This window comes from Burkholderia sp. Bp8994, assembly GCF_003853805.1.
Taxonomy (GTDB): domain Bacteria; phylum Pseudomonadota; class Gammaproteobacteria; order Burkholderiales; family Burkholderiaceae; genus Burkholderia.
On record NZ_QTQH01000010.1, the window covers coordinates 122,030 to 139,579 of the forward strand.

The 17,550-nt window shown below is 68.8% G+C and carries 15 protein-coding genes; 6 read left to right on the forward strand and 9 right to left on the reverse strand.

Annotation, left to right across the window (positions count from 1 at the left end; all coding sequences use genetic code 11):
- Positions 1-27: 27 nt before the first annotated feature.
- Positions 28-1,440 carry an ethanolamine permease gene (eat, locus tag DIE04_RS13020; RefSeq protein WP_124486838.1) on the reverse strand — a complete coding sequence of 471 codons (1,413 nt, stop codon included), beginning with the start codon at positions 1,438-1,440 and terminating at the stop codon, positions 28-30.
- A gap of 210 nt (positions 1,441-1,650) precedes the next feature.
- Positions 1,651-3,114 carry a mechanosensitive ion channel gene (locus DIE04_RS13030; protein ID WP_124520457.1) on the reverse strand — a complete coding sequence of 488 codons (1,464 nt, stop codon included), beginning with the start codon at positions 3,112-3,114 and terminating at the stop codon, positions 1,651-1,653.
- A gap of 278 nt (positions 3,115-3,392) precedes the next feature.
- On the opposite strand from DIE04_RS13030, the gene DIE04_RS13035 reads away from it, so the two are divergent.
- Positions 3,393-4,271: a GyrI-like domain-containing protein gene (locus tag DIE04_RS13035; protein ID WP_124486836.1), complete on the forward strand. Its 879-nt coding sequence runs from the start codon at positions 3,393-3,395 to the stop codon at positions 4,269-4,271.
- 133 nt (positions 4,272-4,404) lie between these two features.
- On the opposite strand, the gene DIE04_RS13040 is transcribed toward DIE04_RS13035, so the two are convergent.
- Together DIE04_RS13040 and DIE04_RS13045 are read right to left on the reverse strand one after the other, a co-directional pair.
- Positions 4,405-4,770, reverse strand: coding sequence for a zinc ribbon domain-containing protein (locus DIE04_RS13040; RefSeq protein WP_124520456.1), 366 nt, complete (start codon positions 4,768-4,770; stop codon positions 4,405-4,407).
- A 13-nt stretch (positions 4,771-4,783) separates the two neighbouring features.
- Positions 4,784-6,889 (reverse strand): heavy metal translocating P-type ATPase, encoded by a 2,106-nt coding sequence (locus DIE04_RS13045; protein ID WP_260426252.1) that lies wholly within the window; start codon positions 6,887-6,889, stop codon positions 4,784-4,786.
- 27 nt (positions 6,890-6,916) lie between these two features.
- Here DIE04_RS13045 and DIE04_RS30125 point away from each other — a divergent pair, with 27 nt between their 5' ends.
- From DIE04_RS30125 to DIE04_RS13055, 3 genes are all read left to right on the forward strand, one after another.
- Positions 6,917-7,414, forward strand: a complete 498-nt coding sequence (locus DIE04_RS30125; RefSeq protein WP_260426251.1) for a hypothetical protein — start codon at positions 6,917-6,919, stop codon at positions 7,412-7,414.
- 45 nt (positions 7,415-7,459) lie between these two features.
- Positions 7,460-7,891 (forward strand): Cd(II)/Pb(II)-responsive transcriptional regulator, encoded by a 432-nt coding sequence (gene cadR / locus DIE04_RS13050; protein WP_014895515.1) that lies wholly within the window; start codon positions 7,460-7,462, stop codon positions 7,889-7,891.
- A gap of 68 nt (positions 7,892-7,959) precedes the next feature.
- Positions 7,960-8,532: a PadR family transcriptional regulator gene (locus DIE04_RS13055; protein WP_124520454.1), complete on the forward strand. Its 573-nt coding sequence runs from the start codon at positions 7,960-7,962 to the stop codon at positions 8,530-8,532.
- 24 nt (positions 8,533-8,556) lie between these two features.
- Here the strand turns inward: DIE04_RS13055 and DIE04_RS13060 are convergent, their stop codons facing one another.
- From DIE04_RS13060 to DIE04_RS13075, 4 genes are all read right to left on the reverse strand, one after another.
- Positions 8,557-9,987 (reverse strand): FAD-binding oxidoreductase, encoded by a 1,431-nt coding sequence (locus tag DIE04_RS13060; RefSeq protein ID WP_124520453.1) that lies wholly within the window; start codon positions 9,985-9,987, stop codon positions 8,557-8,559.
- A 13-nt stretch (positions 9,988-10,000) separates the two neighbouring features.
- On the reverse strand, positions 10,001-10,789 hold the full coding sequence (locus tag DIE04_RS13065; protein WP_044849065.1) for an ABC transporter substrate-binding protein: 789 nt from the start codon (positions 10,787-10,789) through the stop codon (positions 10,001-10,003).
- A gap of 113 nt (positions 10,790-10,902) precedes the next feature.
- On the reverse strand, positions 10,903-12,057 hold the full coding sequence (locus DIE04_RS13070) for a pyridoxal phosphate-dependent aminotransferase (protein WP_124520452.1): 1,155 nt from the start codon (positions 12,055-12,057) through the stop codon (positions 10,903-10,905).
- Positions 12,058-12,283: 226 nt separating this feature from the next.
- On the reverse strand, positions 12,284-12,952 hold the full coding sequence (locus DIE04_RS13075; RefSeq protein WP_124520451.1) for a TetR/AcrR family transcriptional regulator: 669 nt from the start codon (positions 12,950-12,952) through the stop codon (positions 12,284-12,286).
- 73 nt (positions 12,953-13,025) lie between these two features.
- Between DIE04_RS13075 and DIE04_RS13080 the strand changes: the two genes are divergently transcribed.
- Together DIE04_RS13080 and DIE04_RS13085 are read left to right on the forward strand one after the other, a co-directional pair.
- Positions 13,026-14,678, forward strand: a complete 1,653-nt coding sequence (locus DIE04_RS13080) for an acyl-CoA dehydrogenase family protein (RefSeq protein WP_124520450.1) — start codon at positions 13,026-13,028, stop codon at positions 14,676-14,678.
- 33 nt (positions 14,679-14,711) lie between these two features.
- On the forward strand, positions 14,712-16,226 hold the full coding sequence (locus DIE04_RS13085) for a class I adenylate-forming enzyme family protein (RefSeq protein WP_124520512.1): 1,515 nt from the start codon (positions 14,712-14,714) through the stop codon (positions 16,224-16,226).
- Between the two features lie 105 nt (positions 16,227-16,331).
- On the opposite strand, the gene DIE04_RS13090 is transcribed toward DIE04_RS13085, so the two are convergent.
- Positions 16,332-17,471: a branched-chain amino acid ABC transporter substrate-binding protein gene (locus DIE04_RS13090; RefSeq protein ID WP_124520449.1), complete on the reverse strand. Its 1,140-nt coding sequence runs from the start codon at positions 17,469-17,471 to the stop codon at positions 16,332-16,334.
- Between the last annotated feature and the right edge of the window lie 79 nt (positions 17,472-17,550).

A 17,550-nucleotide genomic window follows, 5' to 3' on the forward strand; every position in this document is an offset into this window, starting at 1 on the left:
ACGAACGGCCGTTCGGGTCGGCCATCCTCATTCCTCGAGCAGCGCGTCGCCCGGTGCGCTCGCACGCTGCGAACGGGTCGCGAGGAAGTACGCGTAGCCGAGCGCGAGGAACGCGATGAACACCATCGCCACCAGCCCGTTGAAGTACACCATCGTCGCAAGGCAAATCAGGGCTGCAACGATCGCGAACGCCGGGAAGAACGGGTACAGCGGCGCGCGGAACGGTCGCTCCAGGTTCGGCTGCGAGCGGCGCAGCTTGAACAGCGCCGCCATGCTTACGATATACATCACGATCGCGCCGAACACCGACATCGTCACGATGTTCGCGGTGAGCGTCTGGCCGCCGAACTGGATCAGCTCGTCGCTGTAGATCGCGGCGATGCCGACCACGCCGCCCGCGAGAATCGCGCGATGCGGTGTCTTGAAGCGCGGATGCACCTTGCCGAGCCACTCCGGCAGATAGCCTTCGCGGGCCAGCGCGAAGATCTGGCGCGAATAGCCGAGGATGATCCCGTGGAACGACGCGACGAGCCCGAACAGCCCGAGCCACACGAGCATGTGCATCCAGCCGCTGTTCGCGCCGACGATGTACTTCATCGCCTGCGGCAGCGGGTCGTTGATGTTCGCGAGCTTGGTCCAGTCGCCCGCGCCGCCGGCGAACACCATCACGCCGATCGCGAGCGTGACGAGCGTCAGGATGCCGGCCACGTATGCGATCGGGATCGAGCGCTTCGGGTTCTTCGCCTCCTCGGCGGCCATCGCGACACCTTCGATCGCGAGGAAGAACCAGATCGCGAACGGGATCGCGGCGAACATGCCGTGGAACGCGCCGACGCTGAAATGATCGGCGCCCGACCAGCCGCCCTTCATGAAGTTGCTCCACGCGAAGCCCGGCGACACGACGCCCATGAACACCAGCAGCTCGAAGATCGCGAACAGCGTGACGACCAGCTCGAACGTCGCGGCGATCTGCACGCCGACGATGTTCAGCGCCATGAACACGAGATACGCGCCCATCGCCGCGTGTTTCGGTTCGAGCCCCGGAAACTGCACGTGCAGGTACGCGCCGATCGCGAGCGCGATCGCGGGCGGCGCGAACACGAACTCGACGAGCGTCGCGGCGCCGGCGAGATAGCCGCCCGCCGGGCCGAACGCGCGGCGCGCATACGCGAACGGGCCGCCCGCGTGCGGGATCGACGTCGTCAGCTCGGTGAAGCTGAAGATGAAGGTGGTGTACATCGCCGCGACGAACAGCGCGGTGACGACGAAGCCCAGCGTGCCGGCGCTCGCCCAGCCGTAGCTCCAGCCGAAGTATTCGCCTGAAATCACGAGGCCGACCGCGATGCCCCACAGTTGCCAGGTCCCGAGCGTCTGCTGCAGCGCGGGCTGGCCGGACGACTTGGCGCCGGCGGCGGGCCGGCCATTCGACTCTGCTTTCATCGGATTCTCCTGAAAGGCGCCGGCCTGCGGGCCCGCGCGACTGAGAATCGATGCTAGAGAGTCATTAAACGACGTGTTATCGAAATTCGGCAAAGATGACGGCTGACGTTTCGCTGACGGCAACGGTGGGCGGTGGGCGGCTCTCCACGAGCGTCGTGCACACACCGTCCGGCCGCGCGAAGCGGCCGGACGGCCGACGCGTCACCGGCGTTACTGACCGCCGCCGCGCTGGTTGAACCAGCGGTCGAGCAGCTTGCCGGCCGCCTCGCGGCCGCCGAGGCCGAACGACAGCGCGACCGCCACCGCGATCGCGCCGAGCACGAGGCCGAACGCGAGCTGCACGATCTCGTTGGCGATGCCCATCGCGCGCAGCCCCATCGCGAACACCAGGCCGAGGATCGCGAACTGCGCGATCCGTGCGAACAGCACGCTGTGCTCGCGGTCGGCCTGCTCGATCACGCGGCGCGCGAGGCCCGCGAGCCATACGCCGATCACGAGGATCACGCCGCCCGTCAGCACATGGCCGCCGAATTCGATGAACAGCGTGACGACGTCGCGCACCTGCGTGAAGCCGAGCCGGTTCGCGGCCTCCACCGATGCGAACAGCATCGCGAAGAACACGATCAGCCGCGCGACCAGCACCGACGGTTGCAGGATCCCCGAAAACACGCGCTCGACGCCGAGCACGGCCGGCAGCCCGTCGGCGCCGGCGGCTTCCAGCAGCTTCTGCGCGAGCGACGCGACGAAGCGCGCGAAATAGAACGTGACGAGCACGATCACGATCGCCGCGACGATGTCGGGCACCGCGCTGAGGAACTGGTTCAGCATGTTGGTGGCGGGAATCGAGATCGCGTCGATCTTCAGCGCGTCGAGCGCGGAGATCAGCGTCGGCACGAACACGAACACGTAGACGATGGTGCCGATCAGGCTCGACACGCGCACCGGCGTCGGGCTGTCGAGGCCCTGCGTGAGGCGATCGGCGCCTGCGGCAACCAGCAGGTTCGTCACGAGGCCGCGCAGCACGCGCGCGACGACCCAGCCGACGAAGCCGATCACCGCGGCCGCGAACAGGTTCGGCACGATCGCGAGCAGCCTGTCGACCATCCCCTGCACCGGCGACAGCAGGCCGGACAGCGCGAACGACGCGAGAATCGCCGGCAGGAACATCAGGATCACGAGCCAGAACAGCACGTCGCCGAGATAGCCGCTCATCGGCTGCATGCCCGCGCTTTCGGACAGCTTGTCGTCGACCTTGCTCGCCTTCAGCGCACGGTTCGCGAGGCTGCGCAAGAGCGACGCGATCAGCCACGCGATCAGCGTCAGCGCCGCGCCGCCGATCAGGTTCGGCAGGTAGTTGACGATGTGGGTGACGAGCAGCGAGAACGGATTGGACACCGCGTACAGGTTGAGCACGTTGAAGATGCCCACCGCGGTGACGAGCAGCACGAGCCAGAACAGCCCGCCGGCGATGATCCGCTCGACGCGCGCGCCCTGGCCGGTGCTTTCGTTGATCCGCTGATCGACCTTCAGCGCGTTGAGCAGCCGGAGCGCGCCGGCCCGCACCGCGACGGCGATCAGCCAGCCGATCACCAGGATGCCGATCGCGCCGGCAATCTTCGGCAGGTATCCGCCTAGCGTGGTCTGCAGCGACGTGATGAAGCTGGAAGCATCCATTTCTTCTTCTCCCGAAAAACGTGGCGTTGCGATTGAACATCGACGAACTACCTGCGTACTTCGAAAACCGTGCGTTGCCGCCCCAAGCAACTTACCCGAGAAAAATGACGCGATCACCCGATTTCACCGTCTTTAACTTTAGACATATCTCGACGGGGACGAGACCCCATTTCGGCGAAATTAAAAAGGGGCAGATTTTGTTGGCCTACGCATCTCCGCAAGATTTATCAATCGGCGGCGTGCTACCGTGACGTCGATTCCTGCCGGGGGACGCACGCATGACCGTCGACACGAAAGCCGAAACGCCCGCGTGGACCCGCTATGCAGCACGCATCGCGCGCGTTCACGACCACATCCGCACGCACCTCGACGACACGCTCGACCTGAACCGGCTCGCCGACATCGCGTGCCTGTCGCCATATCACTGGCAGCGCGTCTATCGCGCGCTGTACGGCGAGTCGATCGTGCTGACGGTGCGGCGGATGCGGATCGTGCGCGCATCGGAGGACCTCGTCTGCACGGCGCTGCCGCTCGACGCGATCGCCCGGCGCGCCGGCTACGGTTCGACGCACGCGTTCGCACGCGCATTTCGGGATGCTTACGGCGTGCCGCCCGCGCAGCACCGGCGCGCCGGGGTCCACCGGCCGATCTATCCGTTACAGCGAGGAGAGGAAGACATGTTCAAGCATGAAGTCGAGATCCGGCGGCAGCCGGAATTGCGCGGTTATGCGGTGGCGCATACGGGCGCTTACCTGAAGGTCGGCGACGCGTTCGGGCAGATTGGCGCGTGGGTCGGGCAGCACGGGTTGATCGGCCCCGGCGCAAAGATGATCGGGATCTTCTACGACGATCCGGACACCACGCCCGAAGCGCAATTGCGAGCGAAAGCGTGCTTCGTGCCGGCCGGCGGCGCGCCGGACGTCGAGCCGACGCCGCCGGTCGAGCGCATCACGATCGCGGGCGGCGAGTATGCGGTGCTGCTGCATACCGGGCCGTATGCGGACCTCAAGACCGCTTACCAGTGGCTGTACGGCGACTGGCTGCGTCACTCGGGCCGCGAAGCCGCCGATGCGCCGCCGTTCGAGCTGTATCTGAATACGCCGATGGATGCGGCGCCGGCCGACCTGCGCACCGAGATTCATTTGCCGCTGCGTTGAGCGCAGGTCCCGGGTTCGGGGTTCGGGACTCGGAGCGAGCCCGCACGCCGTGGCCCGGCGACGCCCGTTGCAGGCGCCACGCCGCCCTTGAAGATCGGCCGTCACAACCGGCATCGAGGCCGACGATCGAGCCTTACCCGGCCTGCGTGCCGCAGCCCGGACAGAAGCGCGCGTCAGCGGCCAGTGCCGCGTGGCAGCGGCTGCATGCCTTGCCCCGCTGCGCGACACCGCACTGCGCGCAGAATCGCGCATCCGCCGCGTTGATGGCGCCGCAGCCCGCACAGGCGAGCTGACGCAGCGGCAAGTTGCTGCCGGGGCCGCCCTGCGCGTCGGCCGACGGCTGCCAGCCCCAGCCGTGACGATCGCGGCCGCGCGCATCGTGGCCGCCATGGCCTTCCCGGCCCGCTCCGCCATGATGCCCGCCGCTACCGTGGCCGCTTCCATGCCCACCGCCATGACCGCCTCCGTGGCCGCCCAGGATCCGTTTCAGAAAGCTCATCGCCCGCTCCTCGTCACTGCGTCCGCGCGCTGTCGAACACGCCCGTCTTCGATAGCAGCCGCAAGCCGTTGCCGACGACGATCAGGCTCGCACCCGCATCGGCGAACACGGCCATCCACATCGTGCCGAGCCCGGCGACCGTCAGGCCGAGGAACACGATCTTCACGCCGAGCGCGAAGCCGATGTTCTGCACCAGCACGCGGTGCGTCGCGCGCGACAGCCGCACGAACGCGGGAATCTTGCGCAGGTCGTCGTCCATCAGCGCGACGTCGGCCGTCTCGATCGCCGTGTCGGTGCCCATCGCGCCCATCGCGAAGCCGATGTCGGCGCGCGCGAGCGCCGGTGCGTCGTTGATCCCGTCGCCGACCATCCCGACCGCGCCCGCGCCGCCCGCCGACAATTCCTCGACCGCCGCGAGCTTGTCCTCGGGCAACTGGTTGCCGCGCGCATCGTCGATGCCGGCCTGCTGCGCGATCGCCTGCGCGGTGTGCGGGTTGTCGCCGGTCAGCATCGCGGTGCGGATGCCGAGCGCGTGCAGGTCGGCGATAGCCGCGCGGCTGGTGTCCTTGATCGTGTCGGCCACCGCGAAGATGCCGAGCACGCGCGTGTCGTCGACCAGCATCACGACGCTCTTGCCCTGCCGCTCGAGTGCGTCGAGCTTCGCCTCCAGCGCCGGCGAGCAGCGTTCGAGCTCCTCGACGAGCCGGTGGTTGCCGAGCCAGTAGCGCGCGCCGTCGATCGTGCCGCGCACGCCACGCCCGACGATTGCTTCGAATTCCTCAACATCGGAGAACGCTGCCGTCTGCGCGTCGCGCGCCGCCGCGGCGATCGCCTGCGACACCGGATGATCGGAGCGCGCCGCAAGGCTCGCGCCGAGATGACGCACGCGCGCCGCGTCGACGTCCGTCGCATGCAGGTCGAAATCGGTCTGCACCGGCTTGCCGTGCGTGATCGTGCCGGTCTTGTCGAGCGCAAGCCACGCGAGCTTGCGGCCTTCTTCCAGATACACGCCGCCCTTCACGAGAATCCCTCGCCGTGCGGCGGCCGCGAGCCCCGACACGATCGTCACCGGCGTCGAGATCACCAGCGCGCACGGGCACGCGATCACGAGCAGCACCAGCGCGCGGTAGATCCAGTCGTGCCACGCGCCGCCCATGACGAGCGGCGGCGCCACCGCGACCAGCAGCGCGACCGCGAACACGATCGGCGTATAGACGCGTGCGAACCGGTCGACGAAGCGCTGCGTCGGCGCCTTCGCGCCCTGCGCTTCCTCGACCGCGTGGATGATCCGCGCGAGCGTCGAGTTGGCGGCAACCGCCGTCACGCGATAGTCGAACGAACCCGCTTCGTTGATCGTGCCCGCGTACACCGCATCGCCTGCCGTCTTGTCGACCGGCAGGCTCTCGCCGGTGATCGGCGCCTGGTTCACCGTCGAGCGGCCCGCGACCACTTCGCCGTCCAGCCCGATCCGCTCGCCCGGCTTCACGCGCACGATCGCGCCGAGCGCGACCCGCGCGGCCTCGATCGTGCGCCACGTGCCGTCGATGTCCTGCACGGTCGCGGTGTCCGGTGCGAGCTGCATCAGGCCCTGGATCGCATTGCGCGCGCGATCGAGCGACTTCGCCTCGATCAGCTCGGCGATCGTGAACAGCACCATCACCATCGCGGCTTCCGGCCACTGGCCGATCGCCATCGCGCCCGTCACCGCGATGCTCATCAGCGCGTTGATGTTCAGGTTGCCGTTACGAATCGCGATCCAGCCTTTCTTGTAGGTGGTCAGCCCGCACGTGAGCACGGCCGCGAGCGCCAGCACCGCCGACAGCCACACCGGCAGGCCGGCCCAGCTCACGGCCTCGGACGCGATCGCGGCGACGCCGGCGACCGCGAGCGGCCACCACGGCTTCGCGGGCGGCGGCGCGACCGGCGTTGCCGGCGCGTCGGCCGATGCGGCCTCCGGCGTCATCCCGAGCGTACGGATCGCGCTTTCGATCGCAGGCTGCGCACCGGCCACGTGGTCGACGGTCAGCATCCGCTGCATCAGGTTGAATTCGAGCGCCGACACCTGCTGCATCCCGCCGAGCTTCTTGCGGATCAGCGTTTCCTCGGTCGGGCAGTCCATCTGCATGATCCGGAACGCGGAGCGCACATGACCCGACGCGGTCGCGCGCGCGGCCGGCAGCGGTACGAGCGTCAGCGCGGCCGGCGCGCAGCAGGCGCCGGCCGCGTGGTCGTGATCGTGATCGTGATCAGCATGGTCATGCGTGGCATGGCCGTGTGCCGCGTGGTCGTGCGAGCTCGCCGCGCCGTGCCCGTGCCCGTCGTCGTGCGCGTGGCCATGCGCATCGCCATGCCCGTCGCCGTGCGCGTGGCCGGCACGGTCACCGTGGTCGTGCCCGGCGAGGTTCGCCGATGCCTGATCGTGGTCATGGTCGTGGCCGCATCCACGCGACTGCCCGTCGCGCGCCGCGTCGCCGTGCGCGTGCTCGCCGGCCGCCGACGCCGCGTCGCCAACAGTCGCCGCCTGCGGGTCGCGCGCATCGGCGCAGCAGGTCTCGGCGCCGCCGGCATGACGGTGTCGTGGGTCGTGGGTACGCTGCGCGTCGGTCATGACAACCTCCTCTATGGCTTGACGGAGTACAGTTAACACCCTGAAGCCACTACAAGGTCAACCCTTGCAAAGGAGAAAGCCATGAAGATCGGCGAACTGGCCAAGGCGGCCCGCTGCACGCCCGAGACGATCCGCTTCTACGAGAAGGAGGGGTTGATGCCGGATGCGGAGCGCACCGATTCGAACTACCGCAACTACACCGACGTGCACGTCGAGCGGCTGCGCTTCATCCGCAACTGCCGCGCGCTCGACATGGCGCACGACGAAATCCGCGCGCTGCTGCAGCTCACCGACACGCCCGCCGACCCATGCGATTCGATCAACGCGCTGCTCGACGAACACATCGGCCACGTCGATGCGCGCCTCGCGGAACTGACGCATCTGCGCGACCAGCTCACCGAATTGCGCCGCCAGTGTGTCGGCGAACATTCGGTCGAGGACTGTGGAATCGTTCACGGTCTCGCGACGATGGAAACCGTCGCGCCGGCCGCAAAGCGCTCGCACCTTGGCTGAAACCCTTGTGAAATATGATAGTCTAGTTGATACTAGTTATATATTTACTAGATATAACAGAACTATTCATGTCAACAAGCCGCCCGTCTCCGCTCGCACTCGCGGTCCTCGCGACGCTTACTGAAACGCCGATGCATCCATACGGAATGCTGCAGCAGTTGAAGGCGCGCGGCTACGACGAAGTCGTCAACGTGCGGCAGCGCACGAGCCTGTACCAGACGATCGACCGGCTGCTGCGCGACGGGTTGATCGCCGTGCACGACACCGAGCGCGACGGCGCGTTTCCCGAGCGCACGCTGTACACGCTGACCGAAGCCGGACATACGGCCGGCCAGGCATGGCTGCATGCGCTGCTCGCGGAGCCCGCGCGCGAGTTTCCGGCATTCGGCGCCGGCCTCGCGTTCCTGCCGCTGCTCGATGCCGACGATGCACGCCGGCAACTCGAGCGCCGCATCGCAGCGCTCGAAGCCGAACGCGAACGTCTCGAGTCGCTGCGCAACGCCGCGCAGAACGACCAGGTGCCGCGCCTGTTCCTGCTGCACAACGAGCATGCGCTCATGCTGCTGAACGCGGAGCTCGACTGGGCGCGCAGCGTCGTCGAACACGTGAAGATCGGCGCGCTGCGCTGGGTCGACGGCTGACGCGCAGCCATCGACGCGCGCCGCTCAAAGCACCTTGCCGGGGTTGAGCACGCCGACGGGATCGAGCGCGGCCTTCAGGCGCCGCATCAGGCCGATTTCCGCTTCACTGCGCGTGTGCGCGAGATAGGCGCGCTTGAGCATGCCGATGCCGTGCTCCGCCGACACCGAGCCGCCCATGTCCCGGACGACCGTGTAGACGCAGCGATCGATCGCATCGGCGTTGGCGTCGCCCATGCCGTCGAGCGATACGCCGACATGCACGTTGCCGTCGCCGACGTGGCCGAAGCACAGGCACACGATGTCGGGCCAGGCCGCGCGCAACGCCGCTTCGCAGCGCTCGGCGAACAGGCCGAGTTCGCCCGTCGGCAGGCTCACGTCGAAGTTCACCAGATGCGGCAGCGCATCGATTGCGAGGCCTTCGCGCAGGGTCCACAAGTCGCGCGCCTGCCGCTCCGACGTCGCCAGCGCCGCATCGTCCACGAGCCCCGCGTCGATCGCATCCGCCAGGCCGTTTTCCAGCGCCGCGCACGCATCGCCGCCCGGTGCGCTCGTCGCGCACTCGATCAGCACCGCGAAGCCGCCGTCGCCCGCGAACGGCGCGACGACGCCGGGCGTATGACGCGCCACGTAGTCGTAGAAGGCCGGCCACATCGCTTCGAAACTGACGAGCTCGGGCAGTGCGCGCAGACGGTTCCACAACCCGACCACGGCATCGTAGCCGTGCACGCGACAGAGCGCGGTGGCCGGCGCGGCCAGCTTCGGATGCAGCCGCAGCACGGCACGCGTGACGATGCCGAGCGTGCCTTCGCTGCCGATGAACAGCTGCTTCAGGTCGTAGCCCGCGTTGTTCTTCAGCATCCGGTTCATCGACGACACGACGGTGCCGTCGGCGAGCACGGCTTCCAGGCCGAGCACCTGCTCGCGCATCATGCCGTAGCGGATCGCGCGCGTGCCGCCCGCGTTGGTCGCGAGCATGCCGCCGATCTGGCACGAACCGCGTGCGCCGAGATCGACGCCGAACGTGAAGCCCGCCGCGTCCGCTGCCTCCTGCACCGTCTGCAGCGGCGTCCCGGCGCGCACCGTCATCGTGCCCGCCGCCGCGTCGATCGACTCGACGCCCGCGAAACGCTCCATCGACAGCACGATCTCGCCGCCCAGCGCGACCGCGCCGCGCGCGAGCCCGGTGAGGCCGCCCTGCGGCACGACCGGCTGCCCGAGCCGCGTGCACAGCGCGAGCGTGCGCGACACGTCGTCGACGCTGCGCGGCCGCACCAGCGCACGCGGCCGCACGCCGGCCGGCTCGTTGTACGTGGTGAAGTAGCGCGGATCGATCTCGGCCGCCCGCGTGACCAGCGTGTCACCCAGCGCGGCGACGAGCGCCGCCTCGAGCGCGTCGTCCGCCGGCGCGGCTACATCGTGGCCGCCACGCGCGGCGGCCGTTTCCAGGCTCTGCATCGTGCGGGTCCGCTTACTTGGTGGAGATGTCGATGTCGCCGAAGTACTTCTGGCCGAGCGACTTCACCGTGCCGTCCGCCTTCAGCTTGTCGATCGCCGCATCGAGCTTCCCCTTCAGCGCGTCGTCGCCCTTGCGCAGGCCGAACGCGATCCCGCTGCCGAGAATCCGGTCGTCGCGCACCGGCTGGCCGACGAACGCGAAGCCCTTGCCGTCCGGGCGCGACAGGAAGCCGCGCTGGCCGGCCGGCGCGAGCACCAGCGTCGCGTCGAGGCGGCCCGACACGAGGTCGGCATACACCTGGTTCTGGTCCTGGTACGCGACGATCGACACGCCGGCCGGCTCCCAGTGCGCCTTCGCGTAGGTTTCCTGGATCGACGCCTGCAGCACGCCGACGCGCTTGCCCTTCAGCGCTTCCGGCGTCGGCAGCAGGCCGCTGCCGGTGCGCGCGATCAGCTGCGTCGGCACGCGGTAGATGATCGTCGTGAAGTCGATCGCCTGGCGCCGCTGCTCGGTCGCGTTCATCGCCGAGTTGATCGCGTCGAACTTGCGGCCCTGCAGCGCGGGAATGAGCCCGTCGAACGACGTCTCGACCCACTTGCACGACAGCTTCGCGGTCTGGCAGACGGCATTGCCGACGTCGATGTCGAAGCCCTGCAGGTCGCCGTTCGGCGCCTTCGACTCGAACGGCGGATATTGCGCCTCGAGGCCGAAACGCAGCGTTTGCCCGTCGGCCGATGCCGCGCCGGAGCCGAGCGCGCACGCGAATGCGAACGCGAGTTTGAGGGTGTGTGCATGCTTCATCGTGATCTCCTGGCTGGCCGGTCGGCGCCGCGCTTCGGCACGTGCGCCGGTCCCGTCCGTGACTTTCGGTGCGACGTACACGTCGCCTGCTTGGGTGCGGGCCGCGCCCGCGATTACAGCGAACGCAACCGCCGCGCGCCCTCGATCAGCGTCGCGTCGTCCTTCGAGAAACTGAGGCGGATCACGCCCGCGTCGGTGCCGTCGGTGTAGAACGCCGACAGCGGAATCGTCGCGACGCGCGCATCGCGGATCAGGCGCAGCACGAAGTCGCTGTCGCGCTCGTCCGAGAAGTGGCGGAACCGCGCGAGCATGAAGAACGAGCCTTCGCTCGGCAGCAGCTCGAAGCGCGACCCGGCCAGCTCGCGCGCCAGCAGGTCGCGCTTGGCCTGGTAGAACGCCGACAGGCCGAGATAGCTTTCCGGCCGCGCGAGGATCTCCGCGAACGCGACCTGCATCGGCGTATCGGCCGAAAACACCATGAACTGGTGCACCTTGCGGATCTCGTCCATCAGTTCGGCCGGCGCGACGCAATGCCCGACCCGCCAGCCCGTCACGTTGAACGACTTGCCGAACGACGACACGATCACGCTGCGCTCGGCCAGCTCGCGGTGACGCGCGACGCTCTGGTGCTGCGCACCGTCGAACACGACATGCTCGTAGACCTCGTCCGACAGCACCACGATGCCGGTATCGCGCGTGAGCTGCGCGAGCCGTTCGAGATCGTCGGCGGAGAACACGGTCGCGGTCGGGTTGTGCGGCGTATTGACGACGATCATCCGCGTGAGCGGCGTGATCGCGGCGGCCACTTCGTCCCAGTTCACGCGGAAATGTTCGGGCGACAGCTTGATCGCGACCGGCGTCGCGCCCTGCATCCGCACGATCGGCGCATAGCTGTCGAACGACGGCTCGAAATAGATCACTTCGTCGCCCGGATGCACGAGCGCGCTGATCGCCGCGTAGAGCCCCTCGCTCGCGCTCGCGATCACCGTGATCTCGGTGCCCGGGTCGTAGCGCGTGCCGTACAGCGCCTCGGTCTTCTCCGCGAGCCGTTCGCGCAACGACGCGAGGCCGGCCATCGGCGCGTACTGGTTGTGGCCGTCGCGCATCGCGCGCGCGACGCCGTCGACGAGCGCCGGATCCGGCGCGAAATTCGGCGCGCCCTGCGACAGGTTCAGCGCATCGTGCTGTGCGGCAAGCTGGCCGATCACCGTGAAGATCGTCGTCCCGACGTCCGGCAGTTTCGAACGGGGCCTGGTGGCGCTTCGCATGAGTTCTCCTTCTGATGTCCTTCGGGCCGGCCCGTGCGATGCGCGCGGCCGGTCTCATCGGGGATGATTTAGCCCGAGCCAATATCGGCGGACAACCGAAAGTTCGTCATGGCGGCCATGCGTTTTTCTCATGAGCGGCCATACGCTTGGCTCGACGCCAAGGCCGAGTGACCGGCAATGCATGCGAATCGGGCATTTCCCTGGACGCGCGCGGCCACGCCGCGCGTCACGCGCCCGCGGCCGCCAGATAGGCGCTCAGCACGGCCCGCAACTCGCCGCGCAACGCCTCGAGGTCCAGTGCCGGCCCGAGCGTGAGCAGCGCCTGGGACACGCCGCCGTAGCAGACCGCATGCGCCATCCGGGCGATCCCGTCGAGCCGCGCGGCCGGCGGCGGATCGGCGACCTGCGCGAGCGCGTCGCGCCACAGCGCGACAAAGGCGTCGTAATGGCGCCGGTACGCGGCGAGCGGCGACACCTGCCGCTCCAGCGCGAAGAACGCGCCCCACAGCGCGGCGTCGGCGCCGATCGCGTCGACCTGCATGTCGGCGAGCGCGGCCGCGAGCTCGGCGCGCGGCGCGCCGCGCAACCCGTGCGCCGCATCGCGCAGCCGGTCGGCCAGCGCCAGCACGCGCCGGTGGATGCACAGCGCGGCGAGGCTCTGCTTGTCGCCGAAGTATTCGTAGAAGGTGCCGACGCTCACGCCCGCGACGGCCGCGATCTCGCGAATCGTCGCCTTCGCGTAGCCGCGCTCGAGCAAAAGCTGAACGAAGGCCTGCTGGAGCGCGTCGGACGTGGCCTGCGCGCGCGACTGGCGCGGCCGGCGACGCAGCGCGGGCGCGGGTTGCGCCGCCGGCTGGCCGGGCGGCGCCGGAACCTGAACATGTCGCGGCGGCATATTTGCTACTCTGAAATTCAGCGGAAACGCGTTTGACCGGCAGACCGCGACGCACGAGACCGGAGACAGCCCGATGACCGAATCGACCCGAGACGTCACGAACCAGTTCGACGAACTGGTCGACTATAACCTCTTCGCCACCGACGTCGCGCTGCGCGACGCACTCGCCCGCGCGGGCGCCGACTGGGCCGTGCCGCGGCTCGACGCGTACGGCGCGCGGCTCGGCAGCGCCGACACCGCACAGCTCGCCGACGAAGCGAACCGCCACGCGCCGGAACTGAACGCGTTCGACCGGCGCGGCCGGCGCATCGACCGCGTCGACTTCCATCCGGCCTGGCACACGCTGCTCGGCATGTACCGCAACGAAGGCTTCGTGTCGCTCGCGTTCCGCGACACGCGCCCCGGCCGCTGGGCCGCGACCGCGGCCGGCTTCTACCTGCACGGCCAGATCGAGGCCGGCACGCTGTGCCCGGCGACGATGACGCAGGCCGCGATTCCGGTGCTGCAGAAGGAGCCGGCGCTCTGGGGCCTGCTGCGCGACAGGCTGTACAGCGACGACTACGATCCGCGCGACGTGCCGGTCGCCGACAAGCGCTCGATCTGGTTCGGCATGGGGATGACGGAGAAACAGGGCGGCTCCGACGTGCGCGCGAACACGACGCTGGCGACCCCGGTCGGCGCGGGCGGGCGCGGCGGCGAATACCGGCTGCGCGGCCACAAGTGGTTCTTCTCCGCGCCGATGTGCGACGCGCACCTGGTCGTCGCGCGCACCGAAGCAGGCAGCCCGTCATGCTTCTACGTGCCGCGCTGGCGGCCCGACGGCACGAAGAACGCGGTCGAGATCCAGCGGCTGAAGAACAAGATCGGCAACCGCAGCAATTCGAGCAGCGAAATCGAGCTGAACGACGCATGGGGGATCATGCTCGGCGACGAAGGCCGCGGCATTCCGACCATCATCGAGATGGCCACCTACACGCGGCTGAACTGCGTGCTCGGCAGCGCCGCGATGCTGCGCCAGGGCGTCGTGCAGGCGATCGCGTACACGCGCCGGCGCCACGCGTTCGGCCGCGCGCTCGCCGAGCAGCCGCTAATGCGCACCGTGCTCGCCGACCTCGCGCTCGAAAGCGAGGCCGCGCTCGTGCTCGCGATGCGCCTCGCCGACGCGTTCGAGCGCGACGACGCGCCGCGCGAACGCGCGTGGAAGCGGATCGTCACGCCCGCCGCGAAATTCTGGGTCTGCAAGCGCGCGGTCGAGCTGACCGGCGAGGTGATGGAGGTGTTCGGCGGCAACGGCTACGTCGACGATGGGCCGATCGCGCGCCTGTTCCGCGAAGCGCCGGTCAACTCGATCTGGGAAGGCTCCGGCAACGTGATGTGCCTCGACGTGCTGCGCGCGGTGTCGCGCGAGCCCGACGCGGCCGCGGCGCTGCTCGCCGAACTGGCCGACCTCGGCGCCGGCGAACCGCGCATCCGCGCGGCGCTCGATACGCTGCGCGCGATGCTCGCGGCGCCGGCCGACACGCTCGAGGCGTCGGCCCGGGTGTTCGCGCAACGGCTGGCGCTGGTCGCGCAGGCGTGCCTGCTGCGGCGCGACGCGCCCGCGTTCGTCGCCGACGCATTCGTCGCGACCCGGCTCGCCGCGCCCGACTGGGGCCGCATCGCGGGCGGCTTCGACCCGCACGCGCTCGACGTCGGCGCGCTGCTGCAGCGCGCGTACGCGGCCTGACGCGCCCGCTCGTCCTCCTCGCGTGGAGCCATGATGAACCTCGTCGCCGCCCTCGACCGCGCCGCCCGTGCGACGCCCGACAAGCCGTTCCTGATCCACGACGACACGGCGATCACGTACGCCGCCGCGCGCGAGCGTTCGCATCGCGCGGCGGCCGTGCTGAGCGCACTCGGCGTCGCGGCCGGCGACCGCGTCGCCGCGATGTGCCTGAACACGCCCGCGTTCGTCGACCTGATGTTCGGCGCGTGGCGGCTCGGCGCCGCGTTCGTGCCGATCAACCACAAGCTGCAGGCGCCGGAAGTCGACTACGTGCTCGAGCACAGCGGCAGCAAGGTGCTCCTGTTCGACGCGGCGCTCGCGCCGGTGCTGGCGCGCGTGATCCATCCGGTGCGGCGGCTCGTCACCGAAGGCGACGCCGCCGGCACGCCGAACTTCGACGCGATGCGCGCGGCGATGGACGGCGTCGCGGGCATCGAGCCGGCCGACGGCGACGTCGCGCAGATCCTCTACACGTCCGGCACGACCGGCCGCCCGAAAGGCTGCGTGCACAGCCATCGCACCGTGACGCTCGCAGCGATGCAGGCGGCGCTCGCGACCGGCATCGGCCGTAACGAACGCACGCTGATGGCGATGCCGATCTGGCATTCGTCGCCGCTGAACAACTGGTTCGGCGGCACGCTGTACGCAGGCGGCACCGTCGTGCTGCTGCGCGAATACCATCCGCTGCGCTTCCTGCAGGCCGTCGAGCGCGAACGCGTGACGCTGTATTTCGGCGCGCCGGTGTCGTATACGCTGCCGCTCGACACGATCGAGCGCTTCGCGGCGTTCGACCTGTCGAGCGTGCGCGCATGGCTGTACGGCGGCGGCCCGATCGGCGCCGCGCAGGCCGAACGGCTCGCGCATGCGTATCGCAGCAACGCGTTCTTCCAGGTGTACGGAATGACGGAAACGGGCCCGGCCGGCACCACGCTGTATCCGGACGAACAGATCGCGAAGGCCGGCTCGATCGGTCGCCAGGGCGGCCCCGGCGTCGACCTGCGTGTCGTGCGGAGCAATGGCGCCGACGCGCTGCCGGGCGACACCGGCGAGATCTGGCTGAAGGCCGACAGCATGATGCTCGGCTATCTCGACGACCCGGCCGCGACGCGCGCCGCGTTCGCGCCGGACGGCTGGTATCGCACCGGCGACATCGCGCGAATCGATCAGGATGGCTACCTGTTCATCGTCGACCGGCTGAAGGACATGATCGTGACGGGTGGCGAGAACGTCTATTCGAAAGAAGTGGAGGACGTGCTCGACGCGCATCCGGACATCGCGGAAGCGGCCGTCGTCGGCGTCCCGCATCCGGAATGGGGCGAGACGGTCGTCGCGCACGTCGTGCTGCGCGCGAGCGCCGCGCCCGATGCGGATGCGCTGCGCGCGTTCTGCGGCGAGCGGCTCGCCGCGTACAAGATCCCGCGCGAATTCGTGTTCGCGGAAACGCTGCCGCGCACGCCGACCGGCAAGCTGCAGAAGTTCCTGCTGCGCACGCGGCGCGAGCGCGAGTAACGCCGAAGCCAAAGAAAAAGCCACCGGACCCGACGGCCCGATGGCTTTTTCGCACGCGATGCGGGACGGGGCATTGCGACGCCCCCGCCCGCGCTCACGCCATGCTTACTTGCCGCCGATGCTCTTCAGCGGCTTCCACTCGCCCTTCTCGACCTTGTACATCGTGATGCCGCCGTTCTTCAGGTCGCCCTTCGCGTCGTACGCGACGTGCGACGACGTGACGCCAGCCATGTCGGTCTTCGCGAGCACCGGCAGGTACTTCGCCGGATCGGTCGAATCGGCCTTCTTCATCGCGTTGAGCATCGCCATCGCGCCGTCGTACGCGTACGGCGAGTACGTCTGCACTTCTTCGCCGAAGCGCTTCTTGTACTTGTCGGCGTAGGTCTTGCCGCCCGGCATTTCTTCCAGCGGCAGGCCTGCCAGCGATGCGATCGTGCCGTCGGCCGCGTTGCCCGCGATCTTCAGGAACGTCGGCGTCTTCACCATTTCGCCGCTCATCAGCGGTGCGGTGATGCCGAGCGTCTTCATCTGCTTGACCATCGGCGCTGCCTGCGAATCCGCGCCGCCGTAGTAGACGAGGTCCGGCTTCGCGGCCTTCAGCTTGGTCAGGATCGCCTTGAAGTCGACCGCCTTGTCGTTCGTGAATTCGCGGTCGACGATCGTCGCGCCGCCGGCCTTCGCGGCCTTCTCGAACTGGTCGGCGAGACCCTGGCCGTAGGCCGTGCGGTCGTCGACGATCGCGATCTTCTTCATGCCGAGATCCTTCGACGCGAAGGTGCCCGCCACCGAGCCCTGCTGCGTGTCGGACGTCATCATGCGGAAGGTCGTCTTGTAACCCTGCTGCGTGTATTCCGGCGCCGTCGCCATCGCGATTTGCGGAATGCCGGCGTTCGCGTAGATGCGCGAAGCGGGAATCGTCGTGCCCGAGTTGAAGTGGCCGAGCATGCCCTTGATGCCGTCGTCGACGAGCTTCTGCGCGACCGTCGTGCCGGTGCGCGGGTCAGCCTGGTCGTCCTGCGTCTCGAGCACGAACTTCACCGGCTTGCCGCCGATCTTCGGGCTGGTCGCGTTGAAGTCTTCCAGCGCGAGCGCGATCCCGTTCTGCATATCCTTGCCGTAGTGAGCCTGGGCGCCCGTCATCGGCCCTGCGTAACCGATCTTCACGTCATCCGCATGGGCCGTCCCCGCCAGCGACATGACGGCGACGAACGTCGCGCCTGCCAGCCTTTTCATCGTGTGTTGCATAGCTTCTCCTTGGTACCAGGGTAAATGGAGCGGCTTCGGGATCGCCTTGCCGCTTCCTTTGATTGATCCGAACGGCAAG